The organism is Flavobacterium commune, from assembly GCF_001857965.1.
GTDB lineage: Bacteria > Bacteroidota > Bacteroidia > Flavobacteriales > Flavobacteriaceae > Flavobacterium > Flavobacterium commune.
This window is the reverse complement of record NZ_CP017774.1, coordinates 237041-254854: the sequence shown is the minus strand read 5'-3', so window position 1 is coordinate 254854 and position 17814 is coordinate 237041. Positions and strand designations below refer to the sequence as shown.

Annotated in this window: 16 protein-coding genes; 3 read left to right on the top strand and 13 right to left on the bottom strand. The window is 33.8% G+C overall.

From position 1 onward, the window contains the following. Positions 1-160 precede the first annotated feature (160 nt). The 3 genes from def to mazG all read left to right on the top strand — a co-directional run bounded on the left by def (position 161) and on the right by mazG (position 2167). Positions 161-748 (top strand): peptide deformylase, encoded by a 588-nt coding sequence (def, locus tag BIW12_RS00975; RefSeq protein WP_071183399.1) that lies wholly within the window; start codon positions 161-163, stop codon positions 746-748. A 90-nt stretch (positions 749-838) separates the two neighbouring features. Next, positions 839-1309: a DUF5606 family protein gene (locus BIW12_RS00970; RefSeq protein ID WP_071183398.1), complete on the top strand. Its 471-nt coding sequence runs from the start codon at positions 839-841 to the stop codon at positions 1307-1309. Between the two features lie 84 nt (positions 1310-1393). After that, positions 1394-2167, top strand: a complete 774-nt coding sequence (mazG, locus tag BIW12_RS00965; protein WP_071183397.1) for a nucleoside triphosphate pyrophosphohydrolase — start codon at positions 1394-1396, stop codon at positions 2165-2167. A gap of 326 nt (positions 2168-2493) precedes the next feature. On the opposite strand, the gene BIW12_RS00960 is transcribed toward mazG, so the two are convergent. From BIW12_RS00960 to nirB, 13 genes are all read right to left on the bottom strand, one after another. Then, a complete protein-coding gene (locus BIW12_RS00960; protein WP_071183396.1) occupies positions 2494-3288 on the bottom strand; it encodes a hypothetical protein in 795 nt (264 codons plus the stop codon). A gap of 188 nt (positions 3289-3476) precedes the next feature. Next, the gene (locus BIW12_RS00955; RefSeq protein ID WP_157499449.1) at positions 3477-3968 is read right to left on the bottom strand and encodes a hypothetical protein; all 492 of its coding nucleotides are present in this window, start codon (positions 3966-3968) and stop codon (positions 3477-3479) included. Between the two features lie 30 nt (positions 3969-3998). Then, positions 3999-5108, bottom strand: a complete 1110-nt coding sequence (locus BIW12_RS00950; RefSeq protein ID WP_071183394.1) for an HNH endonuclease — start codon at positions 5106-5108, stop codon at positions 3999-4001. A 357-nt stretch (positions 5109-5465) separates the two neighbouring features. Beyond that, positions 5466-5948, bottom strand: coding sequence for a hypothetical protein (locus BIW12_RS00945; RefSeq protein ID WP_157499447.1), 483 nt, complete (start codon positions 5946-5948; stop codon positions 5466-5468). 161 nt (positions 5949-6109) lie between these two features. Next, positions 6110-6784: a hypothetical protein gene (locus BIW12_RS00940; RefSeq protein ID WP_071183392.1), complete on the bottom strand. Its 675-nt coding sequence runs from the start codon at positions 6782-6784 to the stop codon at positions 6110-6112. 213 nt (positions 6785-6997) lie between these two features. Then, the gene (locus tag BIW12_RS00935; protein WP_071183391.1) at positions 6998-7459 is read right to left on the bottom strand and encodes a hypothetical protein; all 462 of its coding nucleotides are present in this window, start codon (positions 7457-7459) and stop codon (positions 6998-7000) included. 188 nt (positions 7460-7647) lie between these two features. Continuing rightward, positions 7648-8700 (bottom strand): tyrosine-type recombinase/integrase, encoded by a 1053-nt coding sequence (locus BIW12_RS00930; protein WP_071183390.1) that lies wholly within the window; start codon positions 8698-8700, stop codon positions 7648-7650. A gap of 746 nt (positions 8701-9446) precedes the next feature. Beyond that, on the bottom strand, positions 9447-10931 hold the full coding sequence (locus BIW12_RS00925) for an MFS transporter (RefSeq protein WP_071183389.1): 1485 nt from the start codon (positions 10929-10931) through the stop codon (positions 9447-9449). A 385-nt stretch (positions 10932-11316) separates the two neighbouring features. Beyond that, positions 11317-11979, bottom strand: coding sequence for a response regulator transcription factor (locus BIW12_RS00920; RefSeq protein ID WP_071183388.1), 663 nt, complete (start codon positions 11977-11979; stop codon positions 11317-11319). Positions 11980-12065: 86 nt separating this feature from the next. Next, a complete protein-coding gene (locus BIW12_RS00915) occupies positions 12066-13877 on the bottom strand; it encodes a sensor histidine kinase (RefSeq protein ID WP_071183387.1) in 1812 nt (603 codons plus the stop codon). Between the two features lie 11 nt (positions 13878-13888). After that, complete coding sequence (locus BIW12_RS00910) at positions 13889-14476, bottom strand: DUF4202 domain-containing protein (protein ID WP_071183386.1); 588 nt, start codon at positions 14474-14476, stop codon at positions 13889-13891. Positions 14477-14510: 34 nt separating this feature from the next. Continuing rightward, positions 14511-14888, bottom strand: a complete 378-nt coding sequence (gene nirD / locus BIW12_RS00905) for a nitrite reductase small subunit NirD (RefSeq protein WP_071183385.1) — start codon at positions 14886-14888, stop codon at positions 14511-14513. 96 nt (positions 14889-14984) lie between these two features. Beyond that, complete coding sequence (nirB, locus tag BIW12_RS00900; RefSeq protein ID WP_071183384.1) at positions 14985-17492, bottom strand: nitrite reductase large subunit NirB; 2508 nt, start codon at positions 17490-17492, stop codon at positions 14985-14987. Between the last annotated feature and the right edge of the window lie 322 nt (positions 17493-17814).

The following is a 17814-nucleotide window of genomic DNA, read 5'->3' as shown; positions in this document are numbered from 1 at the left end:
GATTTATCAATAGAATAAATGAAATTGTTTTTTAGGATAAATTTAAAACTACTATTTATCGGTATCTCTACTTAGCTTTGTCTAAAATTTTATTATTTTTGGCAATCCTAATTCAGGATAAAGAACCTTTTTGAGGTGAATAATATTTAATACAACAACAATGATTTTACCAATTGTAGGATATGGTGATCCGGTTTTGAGAAAAGTGTGTGAAGAAATTACACCTGAGTATCCAGATTTGAAAGAAACAATTGCCAATATGTATGAAACAATGTATAACGCATCGGGAGTAGGACTGGCAGCACCACAAGTAGGATTAGCAATTCGTTTATTTTTAGTAGATGCAACTCCTTTTAGTGATGACGAAGATTTAGCAGCCGATCAGCAAAAACAGTTAAAAGGTTTTAAACGTACTTTTATTAATGCAAAAATCATTAAGGAAGAAGGAAATGACTGGGCTTTTAACGAAGGTTGTTTGAGTATTCCTGATGTTCGAGAAGATGTGTATCGCAAAGAAAAAATTACGGTTGAATACTGCGAAGAAGATTTTGTAATGAAAACTGAAGTTTTTGACGGATTGATTGCCAGAGTTATTCAGCACGAATACGATCATATTGAGGGAATTTTATTTACCGATAAAATTTCGTCTTTGAAAAAGCGATTAATTAAAGGAAAGCTGAAAAATATCATGGAAGGAAAAACTTTCCAGGAGTACAGAATGCGTTTCTTTGGTAAAAAAGGAAGATAAAACTTTTGAAAATCCTGTTTTTGGTATTGTTTTTGACCAATAACAGCAGTAAAAAAATAAAAATGAATTCTTAATAATAATTTTAAAAGCATGAATTTAGAAAAAATATTAGCGATTTCCGGCAAGCCTGGTTTATATGTTTTAAAAGTACAAACACGTACAGGTTTTGTGGCAGAATCATTAACAGATGGAAAAAAAATCACAGTAAACTTAAAAAGTAATGTGAGTTTATTATCTGAAATTTCAGTTTACACTTATGAAGGTGAGAAACCATTGAAAGAAGTAATGGATGCTATTGCTGCTAAAGAAAATAATGGAGCTGCTATCTCACACAAAGAAGATAATGCTACTCTTGCGGCTTATTTCAAAGAAATTTTACCTACTTATGATGAAGAAAGAGTATATGCTTCTGATATTAAGAAAATTTTAAACTGGTACAATACTTTGCAGGCTAAAGGTTTAGTTGTTGAAGAAACTCCGGTTGAAGAGGTGGTTGAGGCTGCTGTTGTTGAAGAAGCTGCTGCTGAAAAACCAAAAAAAGCTAAAAAAGTAACAGAATAAATACTTTCTGAATTTTTATAATAATCCTGTGTTTTACTTAGTTTGAAACACAGGATTTCTTATTTTTACTCAAAACCAAATGCAATGAATACAAGACAAATCCAATTACAGGCTTTTGAACGATTGTTAGATATTATGGACGATTTACGTGAAAAATGCCCTTGGGATAAAAAGCAAACCATACAAACCCTCAGACATCTTACCATCGAGGAGACCTATGAATTAGGCGATGCTATTTTGGATAATGATTTGAATGAAGTCAAAAAAGAATTGGGCGATTTGTTACTGCATATTGTTTTTTATGCCAAAATAGGAAGCGAAACCAATAATTTTGACATAGCTGATGTTTGCAACGAAATTTGCGAAAAACTCATTCATCGTCACCCTCATATTTATGGTGATGTTGAGGTGAAAGACGAAGAGGAAGTCAAGCAAAATTGGGAAAAATTAAAACTCAAAGAAGGGAAAAAATCAGTTTTAGAAGGTGTTCCAAGGAGTTTGCCGGCATTGGTAAAAGCCAGCCGAATTCAGGATAAGGTAAAAGGTGTGGGCTTTGATTGGGAAGAATCGCATCAGGTTTGGGATAAGGTTCAGGAAGAATTACAGGAATTGCAAGATGAGGTACAAGCAGGCAATCAGGATGCCATTGAAGCTGAATTTGGCGATGTTTTGTTTTCGATGATTAATTATGCCCGTTTTCTGAATGTTAATCCCGAAGATGCCTTAGAACGAACTAATAAAAAATTTATTAAACGTTTTCAGTATTTAGAAAGCAAAGCCAATGATTTAGGAAAATCCCTAATGGATATGTCTTTGGCTGAAATGGATGTTTTTTGGGAAGAAGCGAAAAGAAGTTAGAAGTTAGAAGTTAGAAGTGGGGAGAAAGCAGTATTCAGAAGTCATAGGCAATGTTAGGAGTTAGAAGTTACTCACAAACTTGTCTTTTCAACGAAGGACAAATCTCATCAATTAGCTCGATAAAGTGCATACTATTTTGTAGAGATTTGATTATTTTGTTTGTGTGGTGTCAGGAGAGTGCTGAACGTTCTGGCCCTACAGCGGGTTTGGGGTTAAATACGCGAGGTTTTTCGGTTAAACACAAATTTTCCAAGTACAAAACCATCTTTAAATTCAACCTAATGCCCAAATCTCGTGTAACGGCTGTTGGCAGATCGTAACTTTTTTTAACTACCTAATTTTCCGTATCTCACATACTCCGAAAAATATAAAACAATTGTTTTTTTACCTTTTTTGTATGGATAAAATAATTCATATTCGCCATCGTGATTGCTATATCTTAATTCTTCACTTTTTCCGCTAAATACTTTGTCTAAATATTCTCTTTCTTCTTGAGTTGTTTTGTATAGATATTCTTTTTTATTTGCTTCAATTGTGTCGTTTAACTTTTCAAAATTACTTTGGTTAAATCCTAAATAAACAGGTGAACCATTTATACTATCCTTAACTAATAAATTTACACTTGGGAAATTTTTATCCGTTTCTGAATAGATTTCTAAAATATTACTTGTTTCATTTATATATTTTTCTGAAAATTCATAGTTAACTAATTTTGAACTATTCTTTTCGTTTTTCTCTAAAATTGATTTTGCAGATTTTATCAGCATTTTTTCTTTTTTGCTGGATGTTAAATAATCGCCACCAAATAATATTATTCCAATTATTGGAAAAATTATAAAAAGAATTAAATATGTTTTTTTATTCGATTTTGCATTATTTTCATCGTTATTTTTGGTTTCTGCAATTCTTGTCAGATTAAACATTACGTTTATAATTAATGAGCCAACCATTAAAGCAAGAATTCCCAAAACGCTCAAATAAAACGTTTCTGTCATATTTTCTCTAAAAACTTTTAATCCGAAAACTTGAATTATAATAAATGTAAAAACCCAATAAACTAATAGAACTATCGCTGTTATTCCAATTGCGTTACTCAGTTTTACAAGTTGTTTCGGTGTCATAATTTTATTTTTTGATTAATTTTATTTTTCGTTTTTTCGAGTGATATGTCTGCCAACGGTTTGCAGCTATCCGAAGGGCGGGACTTATACCACAAAACTTAATTTGAAAAACTAATGTTTGATTAACCAACGAACTGTCTTTGGAAAACGAAACCCCGCCTTTTGGGTAGTTGCTGTTATGTGTAGGCTTATTTATCGTCTTTCTTTTTCATCCCTTGTCCATATGCATAATCAAAACCAAATATTTTATTTTGACTTCTCAATTCATTTAATGTCCCTTCATTTTTGTCCGGTTTAGCTGTAAATTGTATGTCTGTTGTCGAACCACTAGCTGCAATTTTTAATAATTGTGAATTATCTAATGTTTCTGTCCGTCCACTAAAGTCTGCATGGTGTAAAATACCATAAATGCTAGATTGAGTTAAACCACTTTCGTATAGTTCGATGTATGGTTCTTGGTCAATTTCAGTTTTGTCAATTCGAAAATAATTTGCAAAATACATTATGGTATCCGCTGTACTTCCAGAAGCACCAATAGCAACAGAATTAACGCCAGTCATTCCTGCAGGAACAATCCCTAATTCATACGCTTTCTCTCCTGTAATAACTCGGTATTCCATTGGAGGACATATAGTAGCCCACATGTCTTTGTCAGGCTTTGCTTTAAAGTTTCTACTCAATTTATTTTTTGCCATAAATATTTTCTTAATTTATTTTTTCATTCCTCTGAGAAGATAAGGCGTTATGTTTTTCATAATTTCATTCACTGTCTCGTTAATCATTTCCTCCGTAATAATTGTTCCTTCAGGATATTTTCCTAATGAATTTTGAATTGCCCTCTCAAGTAATTCTCCTCTTTGGTGGTCGTCTTGTCGTTTTAAGCCAAGTGCTATGGAATGGTCAAATGATTTTTTAACTTTCTCAAATGGTTTTGCGTCTTTGTTCGTAAAAAACTCAAGTAAAGTCTTTTTATCGTAGTCAATTGTTACTTCCCGTTGAATGGGAACAACATTGACCAAGTCGAAGAAATATGTTTGTTTAATGTCTTGACCTTGATAGTTGTCATTGAGTAACACTAAATATTTATGTGTATTAAAATAGTCAACGTAACAATATAAAATACCTCCTTGTTTGTTTCCGACTAAATGAATAACGTGGGAACTTTCATCTGGTCTTAATTCATATAAATTGTCTTGGTAATGCATCCAAACAATTTCTTTTTGTTCTTCGCCTTTTATGTAAGGGATAAGATGTTTGATTTGTGCAGGGTCACCTTTGCAGTAAATAAAATAATTCGTTGCGCATTTGCAGATTGCCCTAAATACTTCATTGCCTCCAATTGTATTTTGAAAATGTAAAGCTTCGTCAAAGTGCTCTTCTCGCCATTGTGCGGACTTCATCGCTTCTTCAACGTCAAAGTGCGGATGTTTTTTTGCAATGCCAGTCAGTATTTCTCTTAATTCCTTTTCGCTCCTTGCTGTAATTGAAATATTTGTTTTGTCCCCGTCAACGGTTTTGTCTATGGTTGGTTTGGTAAGCTTTGGTTTGCCTCCAACTTCAAGGAGGTATTTTTCACCTGTAGATTTCTTGTTGCCAATAATTGGCTGCGGTTCACCTCGGTGTCTTTTTACCATAAGCATATTTGCCAAATTATTAAGTTGTTTGGCTAAAATTCCGTCAATGCTTTCTCCGAAGTCAGAATTGCATTTACTGCAAATTAACTCTTTCGATTTAAGTCGTCCACCAGCTGCATTGATAAGGATATGTTCGTCCGTTTCATTGTCGGCTGTAATTTCTATGTCGCATACGTAACAATTCATTGGTCTGTCTTTTTAAGCTTACACATAACGTCCCGCTGCCTGTGGCTGTTGTGGAAGTTCGTAACCTGAGTAGTTTCTGCTTTGCAGAAATATGATTGCGAAACGGTAATTCCACTAAACTCCACAATAGCCACAGACAGCTGTTATGCCTTCGGTTTTTTATTTATTCCAATTTTCGGTCAAACTTCCGCACCGTTTAAGTCGGAAGTAGTTAATTATTTTTTATTATGTCTAAAATAAAAGCTTTTTTTAGTTCTGATACGTTTTATTTGATAGAATATATTTTAAGTAAAGTTGCTCAATTCCTAGTCTATTCCTTTTTGATAGTCGGAACATTAGCTTTGATAAAATACCTTGTTAGTTGTCAATAAAATATTTAGTTATGAATCCAATTAAAAATGTTATTATAGCAATTACCCATCTAAATCTAATATCCCAATTATTAAGCCTCAAATTATCCCTAGTTAGGTTTCGGATTTCAGCTTCTTTTTGGCGTAAAGTTTTAGTGTATTCAGAATTTTCTTTTTGTAGTTTTAGATTTTCGATTTCTAAAACATCTTTAAATTCTGCTTTTTCTGATTTCAGTTTTTCTAATTCTAAATGTTTTATCCAACCTCCGTTTAATATTATTTCTTCTGCAAGTCCAGTTAAAAATAAATCTTTATGTTCATTTTCAAACAAAAGATTCTTTTCTATTAATATTCTATGTAAAGAGATACAATCGTTTGTGGGCAACGTATTTCCTTCTAAATTTTTTAACTCAAGTCGTCTTATTCTAAAGTTAGTTTTGTTTTTTATAAATTTAAGATTGTACTCAATTAATTCGTGTATGTTTTCCATTTTCGGTTCTTTTAAACTGAGGCATAACGTTTTCGGGCTTTGCGTTCGGGCGGGTTTACGAAGCACAAAGTTTAAATTTATTACTAAAGTTCATTAAAAGCACAAAGCTTCAAGTTTGCACATCAGCCCGCCTGACGCAAAACCCGTGTTATAGGCTGTGGTTACTTTGTCGTTAGTATAAATTGTCTAATGCCTTGTAGCATTAATGACACTTCTTCTGTCTTATATTCATGATATTTTCCGTGAGCAGCTTTATTTCGTAGGTCTAGCCAAGCAACAATTTGTTTTTGGTAAGCAGACGAATAAATACCTGCTTTGGCTAAATCAGCATTCATTAGGTCAGCTTTTTTGGGGCTTTTATTTCCTTTATTATTTGTTACTTCAACGTCAATGTTGTTTGAAATACAAAGTTCCCTTAAATGAACTTCTAAAGTTGAACCAATTAAAACAGCTGCGGGGTCTTTATAACCCTCAGTTAATAAATGGTCTGCCATTTCTAAATAGTCGGAAAAGACCTCTGATTGAACAATATTACTGAAAGATTTGAGGTAGTCATTTTGTAGGTCACTTTTTAACGCAGTAACAGTTCCTGCAATGTGTCTCAATTTATTTCCTTCGTGAATATTTGTTCGTTTCAACGTTGCTTCTGTGTCTTTATAATATTCTGAGTTGTCACCTACAATACGAGCAATTGCAGCTTTGGCTTTTGTCAATACAGATGATATTTCCTCAATGGTCACATTTCCAGATAAGTCGTCATATTGAGCCTTTGATTTTATTTTATTAAAATCACTCAAAATGTCGTCAAGTTGTTTTATGAAAAAGTCTTTATTCATTGTTTGTTCTCAATTTTGTTGGGTCGTCCTACCATAGCCTATAACGTTCTGGCGCTTGGCGAGGTTGGGGAATAAAGATGCGAGATTTTTCGGTTAAACACAAATTTTCCAAATACAAAACTAACTTTCCATTTAGCCTAAAACCCCAATCTCGCCAAACGGCTGTTAGCAGTTGTTTTTATTTTTCAGTTCTGTTTTAAATTTTATTTTTAGTTACTTTTTTAGACTTTTCAAAGTAATAATTGGCCTAAATATTACTTTTTCACAAGCGTAACAATTTTCAATTCTGTATTGTTCAAACTCGCCAAACTTTGTTTTGTAAAATTCATATCCATTTTTCTCAATTTCAAATTCTGCATAACAATAGGCAATAGGCAAATCTAATGGAGTATGAAACCAATCGATTCTTGATTTTTCATAAAACTTAAAGTTTCCATTTTTGTCTGTTTCGACACTTTCAGTTCTTAAATCTCTTGATTCATTCGAGCCAATTTCCTCATTTATGTAATATTCTTTTTCAATTCTGTAAACTGTTGCATTGTTAACGGGCTTATTATTTTCGTCAACTATTTTTCCTTCAATATTTGCTTCATAAATTACTTTCTGTGGATGAATGAAAATTCCAATTATTAAAATTAGAAGTATTAAAAAGAAAATTTTGGTTGATTTTTTCATTTTTTGGTTGTCGTTCACGTAAAATAACTGCTAACTCATAAATATACGCAACTCTAAAGATTGTGATTGTATTTAAAAGTCTTATTGTTAGTGTTTTATGTTTTTAACAACACAAAAAAACGTATTGCGTTTTTTTGTGTTGTCGCTACTTGTTTTTTTAAAGCATTCCAAAAATAAGAAAAATAATATTACAAATTATCCAGTGGACTAATTATCTTGCGAATATTTTTGTCAGTTACTTCGGTGTAAATTAAAGTGGTTTTAATGTCGTTATGCCCCAGGAGTTCTTGTATGAAACGAATATCGGTTCCTTGTTCTAACAAATGGGTTGCAAAACTGTGTCGCAAACTATGAATGCTTACTGATTTATTGATTTTTGCTTTCAATAGGGCGTTTCTAAATACTTGTTGTGCACTTCGGCAACTGTACTGACCGCCATTTTGTCCTTCAAACAAATAGATTTTAGGTTTGTATTCAATAAAATAATTGCGAAGTTGTGGTAATATACTTTCCGGTAAATTAACATAGCGGTCTTTTTTACCCTTGGCACGTTCAATAAAAACTTGCATCGATTTACTGTCGATGTCCTTGATTTTAAGATTTACAATTTCAGAAACTCTCAATCCTAAACCATAACAAAGCTTCAGCATGGTGTTGTGTTTTAGATTTGGAGTGACTTGAAATATTTTTTTTATATCGGGAGGAGCAATAGCTTTGGGTAATTTTAATGGTTTTTTTGGTCGTGGAATTTCGAGTAAAAATCGTTCTCTTCTTAAAACCTGCTCATAGTAAAATTTGATGGCATTAATACGGCTGTGAATGGTGGCTTCGGATAGTTGTAGTTCATTGATGCAATACAAGATGTAGTTGCGAATATCTTCTACAGAAGAATTTTCGGCAGGAATTCCTTTTAGATAATTTAAATAAATACCAAATTCATTGCGATAGGTTTTTAGCGTTGAATGGCTGTAACCTTTTAATTGTATTTCTTCAATAAACCGTTTCAAAACCAATTGATTGTTCTCTTGGATTTGTGATAATGCCGATTTTCCTTCGGAAATAGGTATTTTAAATCGAATTCTGTTTTCTTCTGTATCCGGTAGATGCCAAACCCCCATGGTTTGACTCCAGCGAGAGCCTTCGACTAGTTTGATTCGAGCTATTAATTCGGTATTTTTTTCGAAATAAACAGCTATTCTTTTGATGCCTCGGTGCGTGATTATTTTGGCTTCCCATTTCATAACTACTGCTTTGATTGCAAGGCAAACGCATGAGTTTTATTTTTGCCACGAATTACACGAAATAACACCAATTTTAATAACTCAAAAAAAATTACACTAATTTATTTTATCCGCCTTTGCCAGATTCGTGTAATTAATGACATCTCAATTTGTGTTATTTCGTGTAATTCGTAGCTGATTTTTTTAACTCTGAAACTGATACGTTTGCCCTGGCTTTGATTATACTAAAGTAGCTAATTACTCCTAGTTGTTGTAGGTTTATCAATTTTTTCTGTTAGGAAATAAGTTAAATTGTTAGCAGTTACTCTAGCCCGGGTAGTAGCTTGTCTCGTTATTTAGTCCAGAATCCGCATTAGGATTTTTTTGTTTTTTGGTTCCGCAGATTATCACAGATTATCACAGATTATCACAGATTATCACAGATTTTATGCTTAAAAAATAATTAAAAAAATCCGTTTGAATCCGTTTAATCTCTTTAGGTTTAATTCCTCGAAGCTCTGCTTCGTTTTTTACCGCAGATTATAATATGAAAATCTGCGAATCTGCGGTTGTTTTTCTAATACCTCTTGGGCTCTGCCCCGAGGCAGTTTATTCTGTGTTCCAATGCGTAGTCCAGATTTAAACAAGACAAAGATAGTGCGGATGTGATAGGTTGCGATAGCTATTGGAATAGCTCCAAAAAGAAAAATCTCCCTTCCATTTGAAATCCAAACGAAAGGGAGGTTTTAAGTATTGAGTTGCTCAATTTAGTTTTTAGTATCTATTTCTTTAGCTAGTTCAGGTTGGTTTTTGTTCATCATATTGGTAATGGTGATGTGCATCCAAACCAAACAGATAATAGAGAAAATCAGGATAAATATCCATGAACTAGACCATAAACCGGTAGATGTAAGCAGGTAACTGAAGATAATAGGACCAAAGAATCCTCCTAAACCTCCCAGTAATCCTACCATCCCGCCTACAATACCTACTTCGTTAGGAAAATATTCAGGAATGTGTTTGTAAACGGCAGCTTTTCCAATTCCCCATGAAATTCCAATTAAGATTACTAAAACCAGATAAACCCACATATTGGCATCAAAATTAATTTTGGTAATCCCTTTAGCTAATAATTCTTTTTTTGCTACATCTTGGTTTTCGCTTACTATTACTTCTTGCCAGGATGTTTTGGTTGGGAAAATATTAGAACCATCGGTAGTGATTTCTTTTTTTGCAATTACAGGAATGTCGGTATCACCTATTTTGATGTTGGTTGCTGAAATTTCAGTAACAACTCCTGCTTTTTTTGCCATAATTCCGGATCCGGCTGTTGTAATTTCCATTTTTGGCACCATTAATAAGGCACTAAAAAATACTGAAGTTCCCAGTACCCAGTACATAACCAGTCTGGCACCATATTTATCAGATAAATAACCTCCAAAGGCACGTATCACTCCTGAAGGCAGGCTGAACATAGTGGCAAACATTCCGCCCATAACTAAGCTTGTTTGATATACATTCATAAAGTTAGGTAACAACCATTGGGAATATGCCACAAAACAACCAAATACTAAAAAATAATAAGTTCCAAAACGCCATACACGAACATTTTTTAGAGTAGAAAGCATTTGCGGAATTGTTTTGGTCGATTGTTCTAATTTTTTGTTTTCAGCAAATAATAAGAAGATAAGTCCAATGATTAATAACGCAATTCCGTAGATAACAGGTAATAATTTCCATCCGTTTTCAGGATCGTCAACAGAAAATTGATTCAATAGAGTAGGAGCAATAAAAGTGGTAACTGCGGCTCCGGCATTTCCCATACCAAAAATCCCCAAGGCTCTACCTTGCCATTCTTTAGGATAAAATATCGATGTGTATCCGATACCTACGGCAAAACCTGTTCCAATCATTCCAAATAGAAAGCTTAAGAAAGCAAACATTGCAAAACTATCAGCAAATGGAAGAAGAAATAAAGGGATTGAACATAGTAATAATAAAGAGGCAAATACGTATTTACCACCATATTTATCAGTTAATATTCCAATAGGTAAACGCATTACAGATCCGGTTAAAATAGGAATTCCTAATAACCATCCTACTTGTACCACGCTCCAGTTGTAGATTCCTTTATCCACTAAATAAGTAACTAATACACCATTCAATGTCCAGCAGGCAAAGCATACTGTAAAGGCTAATGTATTGAGAAATAACATTCGGTGCGATTTTGATAATGAGTTTGTGCTTTCCATAATACTTATATTTTTCAACAAATTTACGTGGTTAAATCGGTTTAAAAGTTGCGAAAACGCAGGTTTTTAAAAATAATTAAGTATTTGTACGTATTTTTTATAAGTATTTTGTTCTATTGGTATGCGGCTGAAGTATTAGAGATGAATTCTGCTTTCGACTTGGTATTTCTGTATAAAAAAATCCTATTTTACAGTAAGTACCATAAAATAGGATTTTGAATTTCTTTAGGTTTAATTCCTCGAAGTTCTGCTTCGTTTTTTACCGCAGATTCGCAGATTATAATATGAAAATCTGCGAATCTGCGGTTGTTTTTCTAATACCTCGTGGGCTCTGCCCCGATGCAGTTTATTAAAAGGATAAATACTTCTTTATAATAGATTGTCGTTATATTAACGAATATTCGGTAGCCTTGTTAGAAAGCTCCATAAGGTTTTTTACTTTTAGTTTCTTCATTAGATTAAAACGATGCACTTCGGCAGTACGTTTACTAATTTCAAGTGCTTCGGCAATTTCTTTATTTCCTTTTCCGGATAATAAAAGAGTAAGAATTTCTTTTTCTCTTTTGGTGATAGTTAAATCTTCGGTAAGAGCCGGTTTTGGTTCTAAGGTTGTAGTAGTGTTACTGGTTAATTGATTGATAAGTATTGATGAAATATCACCGGTGAAATATTTACCACCATTAGCTACAGAGTGTAATGCTTTTAAAAATTCTTCTTTGCTAGAACCTTTTAGTAAATAACCATCGGCACCGGCTTTGATTGATTTTAAAACATATTCTTCTGATTCGTGCATAGAAAGCACAATGATTTTTACCGGATTATTTTGATTACGCAGTTTTTCAACCACTTCAATACCGGTATGATGAGGCATTCTAATATCTACAATTAATAAGTCAGGGTTGGTTGTAGTTACAACTTCTAATGCTTCCAGACCGTCGGTTGCTTCTCCCACAACAACTATGTTTTTTTCACTTTCTAAAAGCGATTTGATACCATCTCTTACAAAAAAATGATCATCTGCTAAAACAACTCGAATTGTTTGGTTCATAACTTACTTATTTTTAGAGTCTAAAATTTACGTATTTAATCTAATTCTGCGCAATTTACGTATTTTTTACGTATTTTTTTTCAAAATTATATCGGAATATTAAAAGTAATTCGGGTTCCTTCTCCCGGAATCGAATTGATAAAAGCTCTTCCGTTAATATATCGGACTCTTTCTTTCATAAATAATAATCCCATTCCGGATTCGCTGTTTCTCTTTTTTTCCACAGACGATACATCAAAACCCTTACCGTTATCATCCACGGTAATACTTAGTATTTTATTACTGTGCGAAAGTTGGACAATAATATGCGAAGACTCAGCATATTTTATGGCATTGTTGATGGCTTCCTGAGTCAGTCGGTAAATATTGATTTCGATTAAGGAATCCAAACGTTGATCAAATTCGGTTTTGTTGTAAAACTGAATGTTTTTCCCGGTTAGTTTTGTGAGTTCCAGAGTCAGTTTGGCAATCGAAGAAACAATTCCATGATCGCTCAATTCCGGCGGCATCAGGTTAAAAGTTGCCGTGCGAACCCCTTTGATAATATCTAATGATAATTTTTTGAGGTATTCGATTTTTTGAGCCGATTTTTCTTTGTCTTCTAAATTGATACTTTCCAGACTAAATTTCAAACCGGTAAGCATTTGACCGATACCATCGTGGATCTCCCTGGCAATTCGGTTTTGTTCGTTTTCCTGATTTTCAACTATTCGACTCGAAATAATTTTATGCTGATTGATTTTTTCAAGCGTATTTTCCCGATTCAATCGTTCGATTTCGATTTCTGCTTTTTTTCGAATACTGATATTAAAACAAATGACAAGTAATTCTAATTCTTCTTTTTTAATTCGAACAGGAATCATGGACATATCCAGCCAAAGTGGTTCGCCGTTTCGATTCGTGGTTTTTAATTCTCCTTGCCAGCCGCTTCGTTGTTTGTCGGCAATAATCCGGTCGATGTCCAGTTGTTCTTTTTCTACTGCTGTTAAGGCTTTAGAGAAACTTTTATCGGCATCAAAAGAGGGATTGTATTGCAATAATTTAGCAAATTTATCTCCCATGTGGATAATTTTTCCATGAGGACTTATTCGGCAATACAACAAGGTGTTTTCCATGGCATAATTCAGTGATTTTAATTCTTTCACTGAATTTTCTTTGATAGCACTAATAATTTCGGTGTCACGTGCCAGTTTTATGGCTCTTTTCTCAGAAGTTAGGAGTTTAGAAATTAGAAGCTCGATTTTTTTATTAGTAGGTTTAAAAATAAAGAGAAATTCTAAAAATAAAACCAGTAGTGTAAAGCTTAAAATAAGGTATTCTATATTTTGTTGTCGGGTAACTTTTTCTAAGGCCTCGTGTTCGTATTGCTCTACAATGCGGTTCATCTTCGAAAGAAAGATAGCAATATTGTCAAGTATGGTTTGTACTTCTTGCTGATCCTTAGGAGATTTTAAAAGAATTTGACTGTTCTCAAGATATTTTTTAGTTGATTTAATTATGATTGCAACATTAGGCTGCATGTCTTTATACAGCGCAATCATTTCGGGACTTTTTTCTTTAGGGAATTTCAGGCTGTCATTTCCTTTTTCTAAAGCATGATGTGTGAATTTCCAAAGTGCTAATGTTTTTTTTACCGCAGCAATCTCCTGATTAAAATTTAATTTGTTCGAAGAAGAATTTAAAATCAATATTTCTTTGGCTAATTTTTGACTCAGCATTCGTTGTTTTCCGGAAATATTAATCAATCGCGAATCATTAAGCTGACTTTTGATGTTGTGCTGAATGAGTAGCTGGCTTAAAAGAACCGTAATAGCAATAGTAATTAAGGCGAAAATGTACAGTCGCTTTAATTTTTTGAAGTTGAGTTTTTCAGATAACGCCTTGGTTTCTCTTGCCATAGTAAGTTAAATTACAATCCGATAGCGTCTTTAATTAGTTGGAGATTAGCAGGGCTGTAATTGATTTTTAAAGCCGCCTGATGTCCTTTGTCAGACATTTTATTCCAAGTTTTCAGAATGATGTTTTTAAGTTTTTCGGTATCGTGTTTTTCGACGAAAGGTTCTAAATAATGTTCTAAAAATACCAAACAGATTACATCTTCCAGTAATTGGGTTTCCTGGTCTTTTTTAAGTAGTTTTTTTTCGATTAAAAAAGAAACTCTGGCAATAAATTCAGGGTTGTATCCTGCTTTTTCTAAGATTTCGGCAGTAAGTTTAGCGTGAAATTTTTTCAGGTCTTCTCGCCATTTTAAATACCCCACACGATCCATTGGGTAAGATTCACGGGCGATTTTCCAGCGACAGATATGCTGTGCTTTAGCAGCAATTTGTACTTCTTCAGAAGCACTAGGAAAAAAATCCATAAGTTTCTCATACATTCTATTAGAGTATAATAGTTCTTTAGGGAAACTTATGGATTCGTGTATTTCTATATTAGGATCTTGTGCATTTTCAGCATCAATCCATTGGCTTGCTTGTTGGAATGGAGTTGTAGTCATTTGGAGTATTTTTTAATACTTCAAAGATACATATTTAATCGATAAACCCAATCAATACTTCGCCTTCAACAATTTTTACCGGATAAGTTGCAATTTTTAAATCGTCACCGCTTAAGTTGCTTCCGTCTTTCAAAGAGAAGGTTTTTTTGTGGATAGGACAGGCAATTTTTGGAGTGTCTTCTACAGAACCGATCATACCTCTTGAAAGTACCATTTCCATTTTATGAGGACATACATTTTGACAGGCATACCATTCGTTTCTTCTTTCGAAATTGATTACTGCAATTTGTTTGCCTTTGTATTTTACGCATCCGCCACCATCAGCTGGGAAATCAGCAGTTTTTCCTGCATTGAACCATACTTTTACATCATTTAGGGCAACTGTTTCATATTGGTCTAGTACGTTTTCCATGTTTTTTTGTTTTTGGTTTTTTTATTTTCCTGACTTTCAATTGAGTCAGGAAAACAAAAAAAGATTCATAAATTTTAAACTACTTTATTGAAAAAATTACCAAGCTTTAGGCATTTTTTGATCTCTAAGCGGTATGTATTCTATGTTGTCATCACGATCATCAGAGTTGGTAAAATGTCTGAAACGTTTCATCATTTCAGGATCTTCGATAGCTTGTTTCCATTCGCATTCAAAAGTGTCTACTAAACCTTGCATTTCAGCTTCAAGAGTAGCGTTGATTCCTAAACTATCGTTGATTACTACATTTTTCAAATAATCGATTCCGCCTTCCAGTTTTTCTAACCAGGTTGAAGTTCGAACTAATGGTCCGGCAGTACGGATGTAGTACATTAAGAAACGATCCATGTATTTGAAAACAGTTTCTTTGTCAATTTGCTCTGCTAAAAGAACAGCATGTTTAGGATTAGCTCCACCATTTCCACAGATGTATAAGTTCCATCCGCCTTCAACAGCAATTACACCAAAATCTTTTCCTCTAGCTTCAGCACATTCTCTAATACAAGCTGAAACTCCTCCTTTTAATTTGTGCGGAGAACGGATTCCTCTGTAACGGTTTTCTAATTCGATTGCTAATGTGGTACTGTCGTCCATTCCGTAACGGCACCAAGCATTACCAACACAACTTTTTACTGCTCTTAATGATTTTCCATAAGCATGACCGCTTTCAAAACCACTGTCGATTAATTTTTTCCAAATTGCAGGTAAGTCGTTTAGTTCAGCACCAAATAAATCCACACGTTGTGCACCTGTAATTTTAGTGTATAAATTGTATTCTTTAGCAACTTCACCAATAGCGATTAATTTCTCGGCAGTAACTTCACCACCGGCCATTCTAGGAACTACTGAATAAGTTCCGTTACGTTGAATATTGGCTAAGAATCTATCGTTAGAATCCTGAGATGTTACGTGCTTATTAGCTGTGTCATTATAAATACTAGAGAAGATAGAAGATAAAACCGGGCGACAAACTTCGCAACCATCACCTTTACCTATTGTTCCTAATACTTCGTTATGGTTGGTGAATTTGTTGATTTTTACAATATCATATAATTCTTGGCGAGTGTAAGCAAAATGCTCACATACCACATCTTTAACTTCTTTTCCTAATGATTTTTGAGCTTCTTTTACCAGATCAACCACCATTGGTTTACAACCACCACAACCTGAAGTTGCTTTGGTAAGTTTTACAACATCGCCTAAGGTTTCAGCAGTACCGTCAGTAATTGAGCAGCAGATACTTCCTTTAGTTACGTTTTCGCAAGAACAGATTACAGCTGTATCAGGTAAATCCATTGCGCTTCCCATTGATGAAGATTCTCCGCCTCTGGCACCTAGAATTAAGTCTTCCGGGTTTTTAGGGATAGCCATTCCGTTGCTGTAAATTTGGAATAAAGTATTGTAATCGCTAGAATCACCTACTAGGATTCCTCCTAAAAGTTTTGTTCCGTCCTTAGAGATGTTAACTCTTTTGTAAATTCCGCTTAGTTTATTTTCGTAAACAATAGGAGTTCCTTCTTGGTGTTCGATGAAAGGGTCACCAAAACTAGCTACTTCAACACCAATCAGCTTTAATTGAGTTGACATATCGATGCTTTCTCTCATGGTTTTTTCACCTTGCATGATTTGCTCGGCAGCAACATCGGCCATTTCATAACCAGGAGCTACTAATCCGTAAATCATGTGGTTATATAAAGCAACTTCACCAATAGCAAAGATGTTTGGATCAGAAGTTTGCATTTTGTTGTTCACCACAACACCACCTCGAACACCAACTTCAAGACCTGCGCCTCTTCCCAGTTCGTCTCTAGGCTTGATACCTGCTGAGATTACCAGCATATCCACTTTTAAAAGTTCTTCCTCTTCAAACATCATTCCGGTGATAGCATTTTCACCATCAATGAATTGAGTAGATTTACTTAGGTGTATTTTGATGTTTAATTCTTCAATTTTTGAACGCAACATGTTGCTGGCTCCTTTGTCTAATTGTCTAGGCATTAAACGTGGGGCAAATTCAACTACATGAGGATTTAGACCTAAATCGCGAACTGCTTTTGCAGCTTCAAGTCCAAGTAATCCTCCACCTAGTACAGCAGCTTCAGTTGAACCGTTTTGTTTTATTTTTTTGGCGTAAGCCATAATTGCGTCAAGATCTTCGATGGTTCTGTAAACAAAAACTCCTTCTTTTTCAACTCCTTCAATTGGCGGAACAAAAGCAGCCGATCCAGTTGCTAAAACCAAATAATCATAAGAATGAGTTTTCTCTAAATGAGTTGTAATTGTTTTATTTTCTTTATGAATATCAGTAACTAATTCAGAAGTGTTTAATATGATATTATTCTCTTCGTACCAGGTTGCAGTTGACATTGATAAATCATCAGCTGTTTTACCTGCAAAGTATTCACTAAGGTGAACACGGTCATAAGCACGTCTCGGTTCTTCACCAAATACGGTAATTTGATATTTTTCTTGTCCAGATTTTGAAACGAATTTTTCGCAAAATTTGAAGCCCACCATGCCGTTTCCGACTACAATTATTTTAATCATAATATCATTATTAAGTATTACGAAGCAAATATACGTATTAATACTTAATTTAAATACTTAATTATCGTTTTTGGTTGTTAATTGAGATATTATGAATAGTGAAGGGCTAAAATTTTAAAAATGTAAAAAAAGAGGTTTGTTTTTTTTAATTCCGAATCAATTCTTTCTCGGTTTTTGTTTTTAGGGGTGTTTTTTTTAGGGGTATTGTATAAAAAAGTGTTATAGAAATGGATTTTTGTAACTAAAACAACAAACTAAGTATCAAAAAAACATGCGTTTTGATACTTATTTTGTTGTTTTTAGTATATGTGTGAAACTGTTT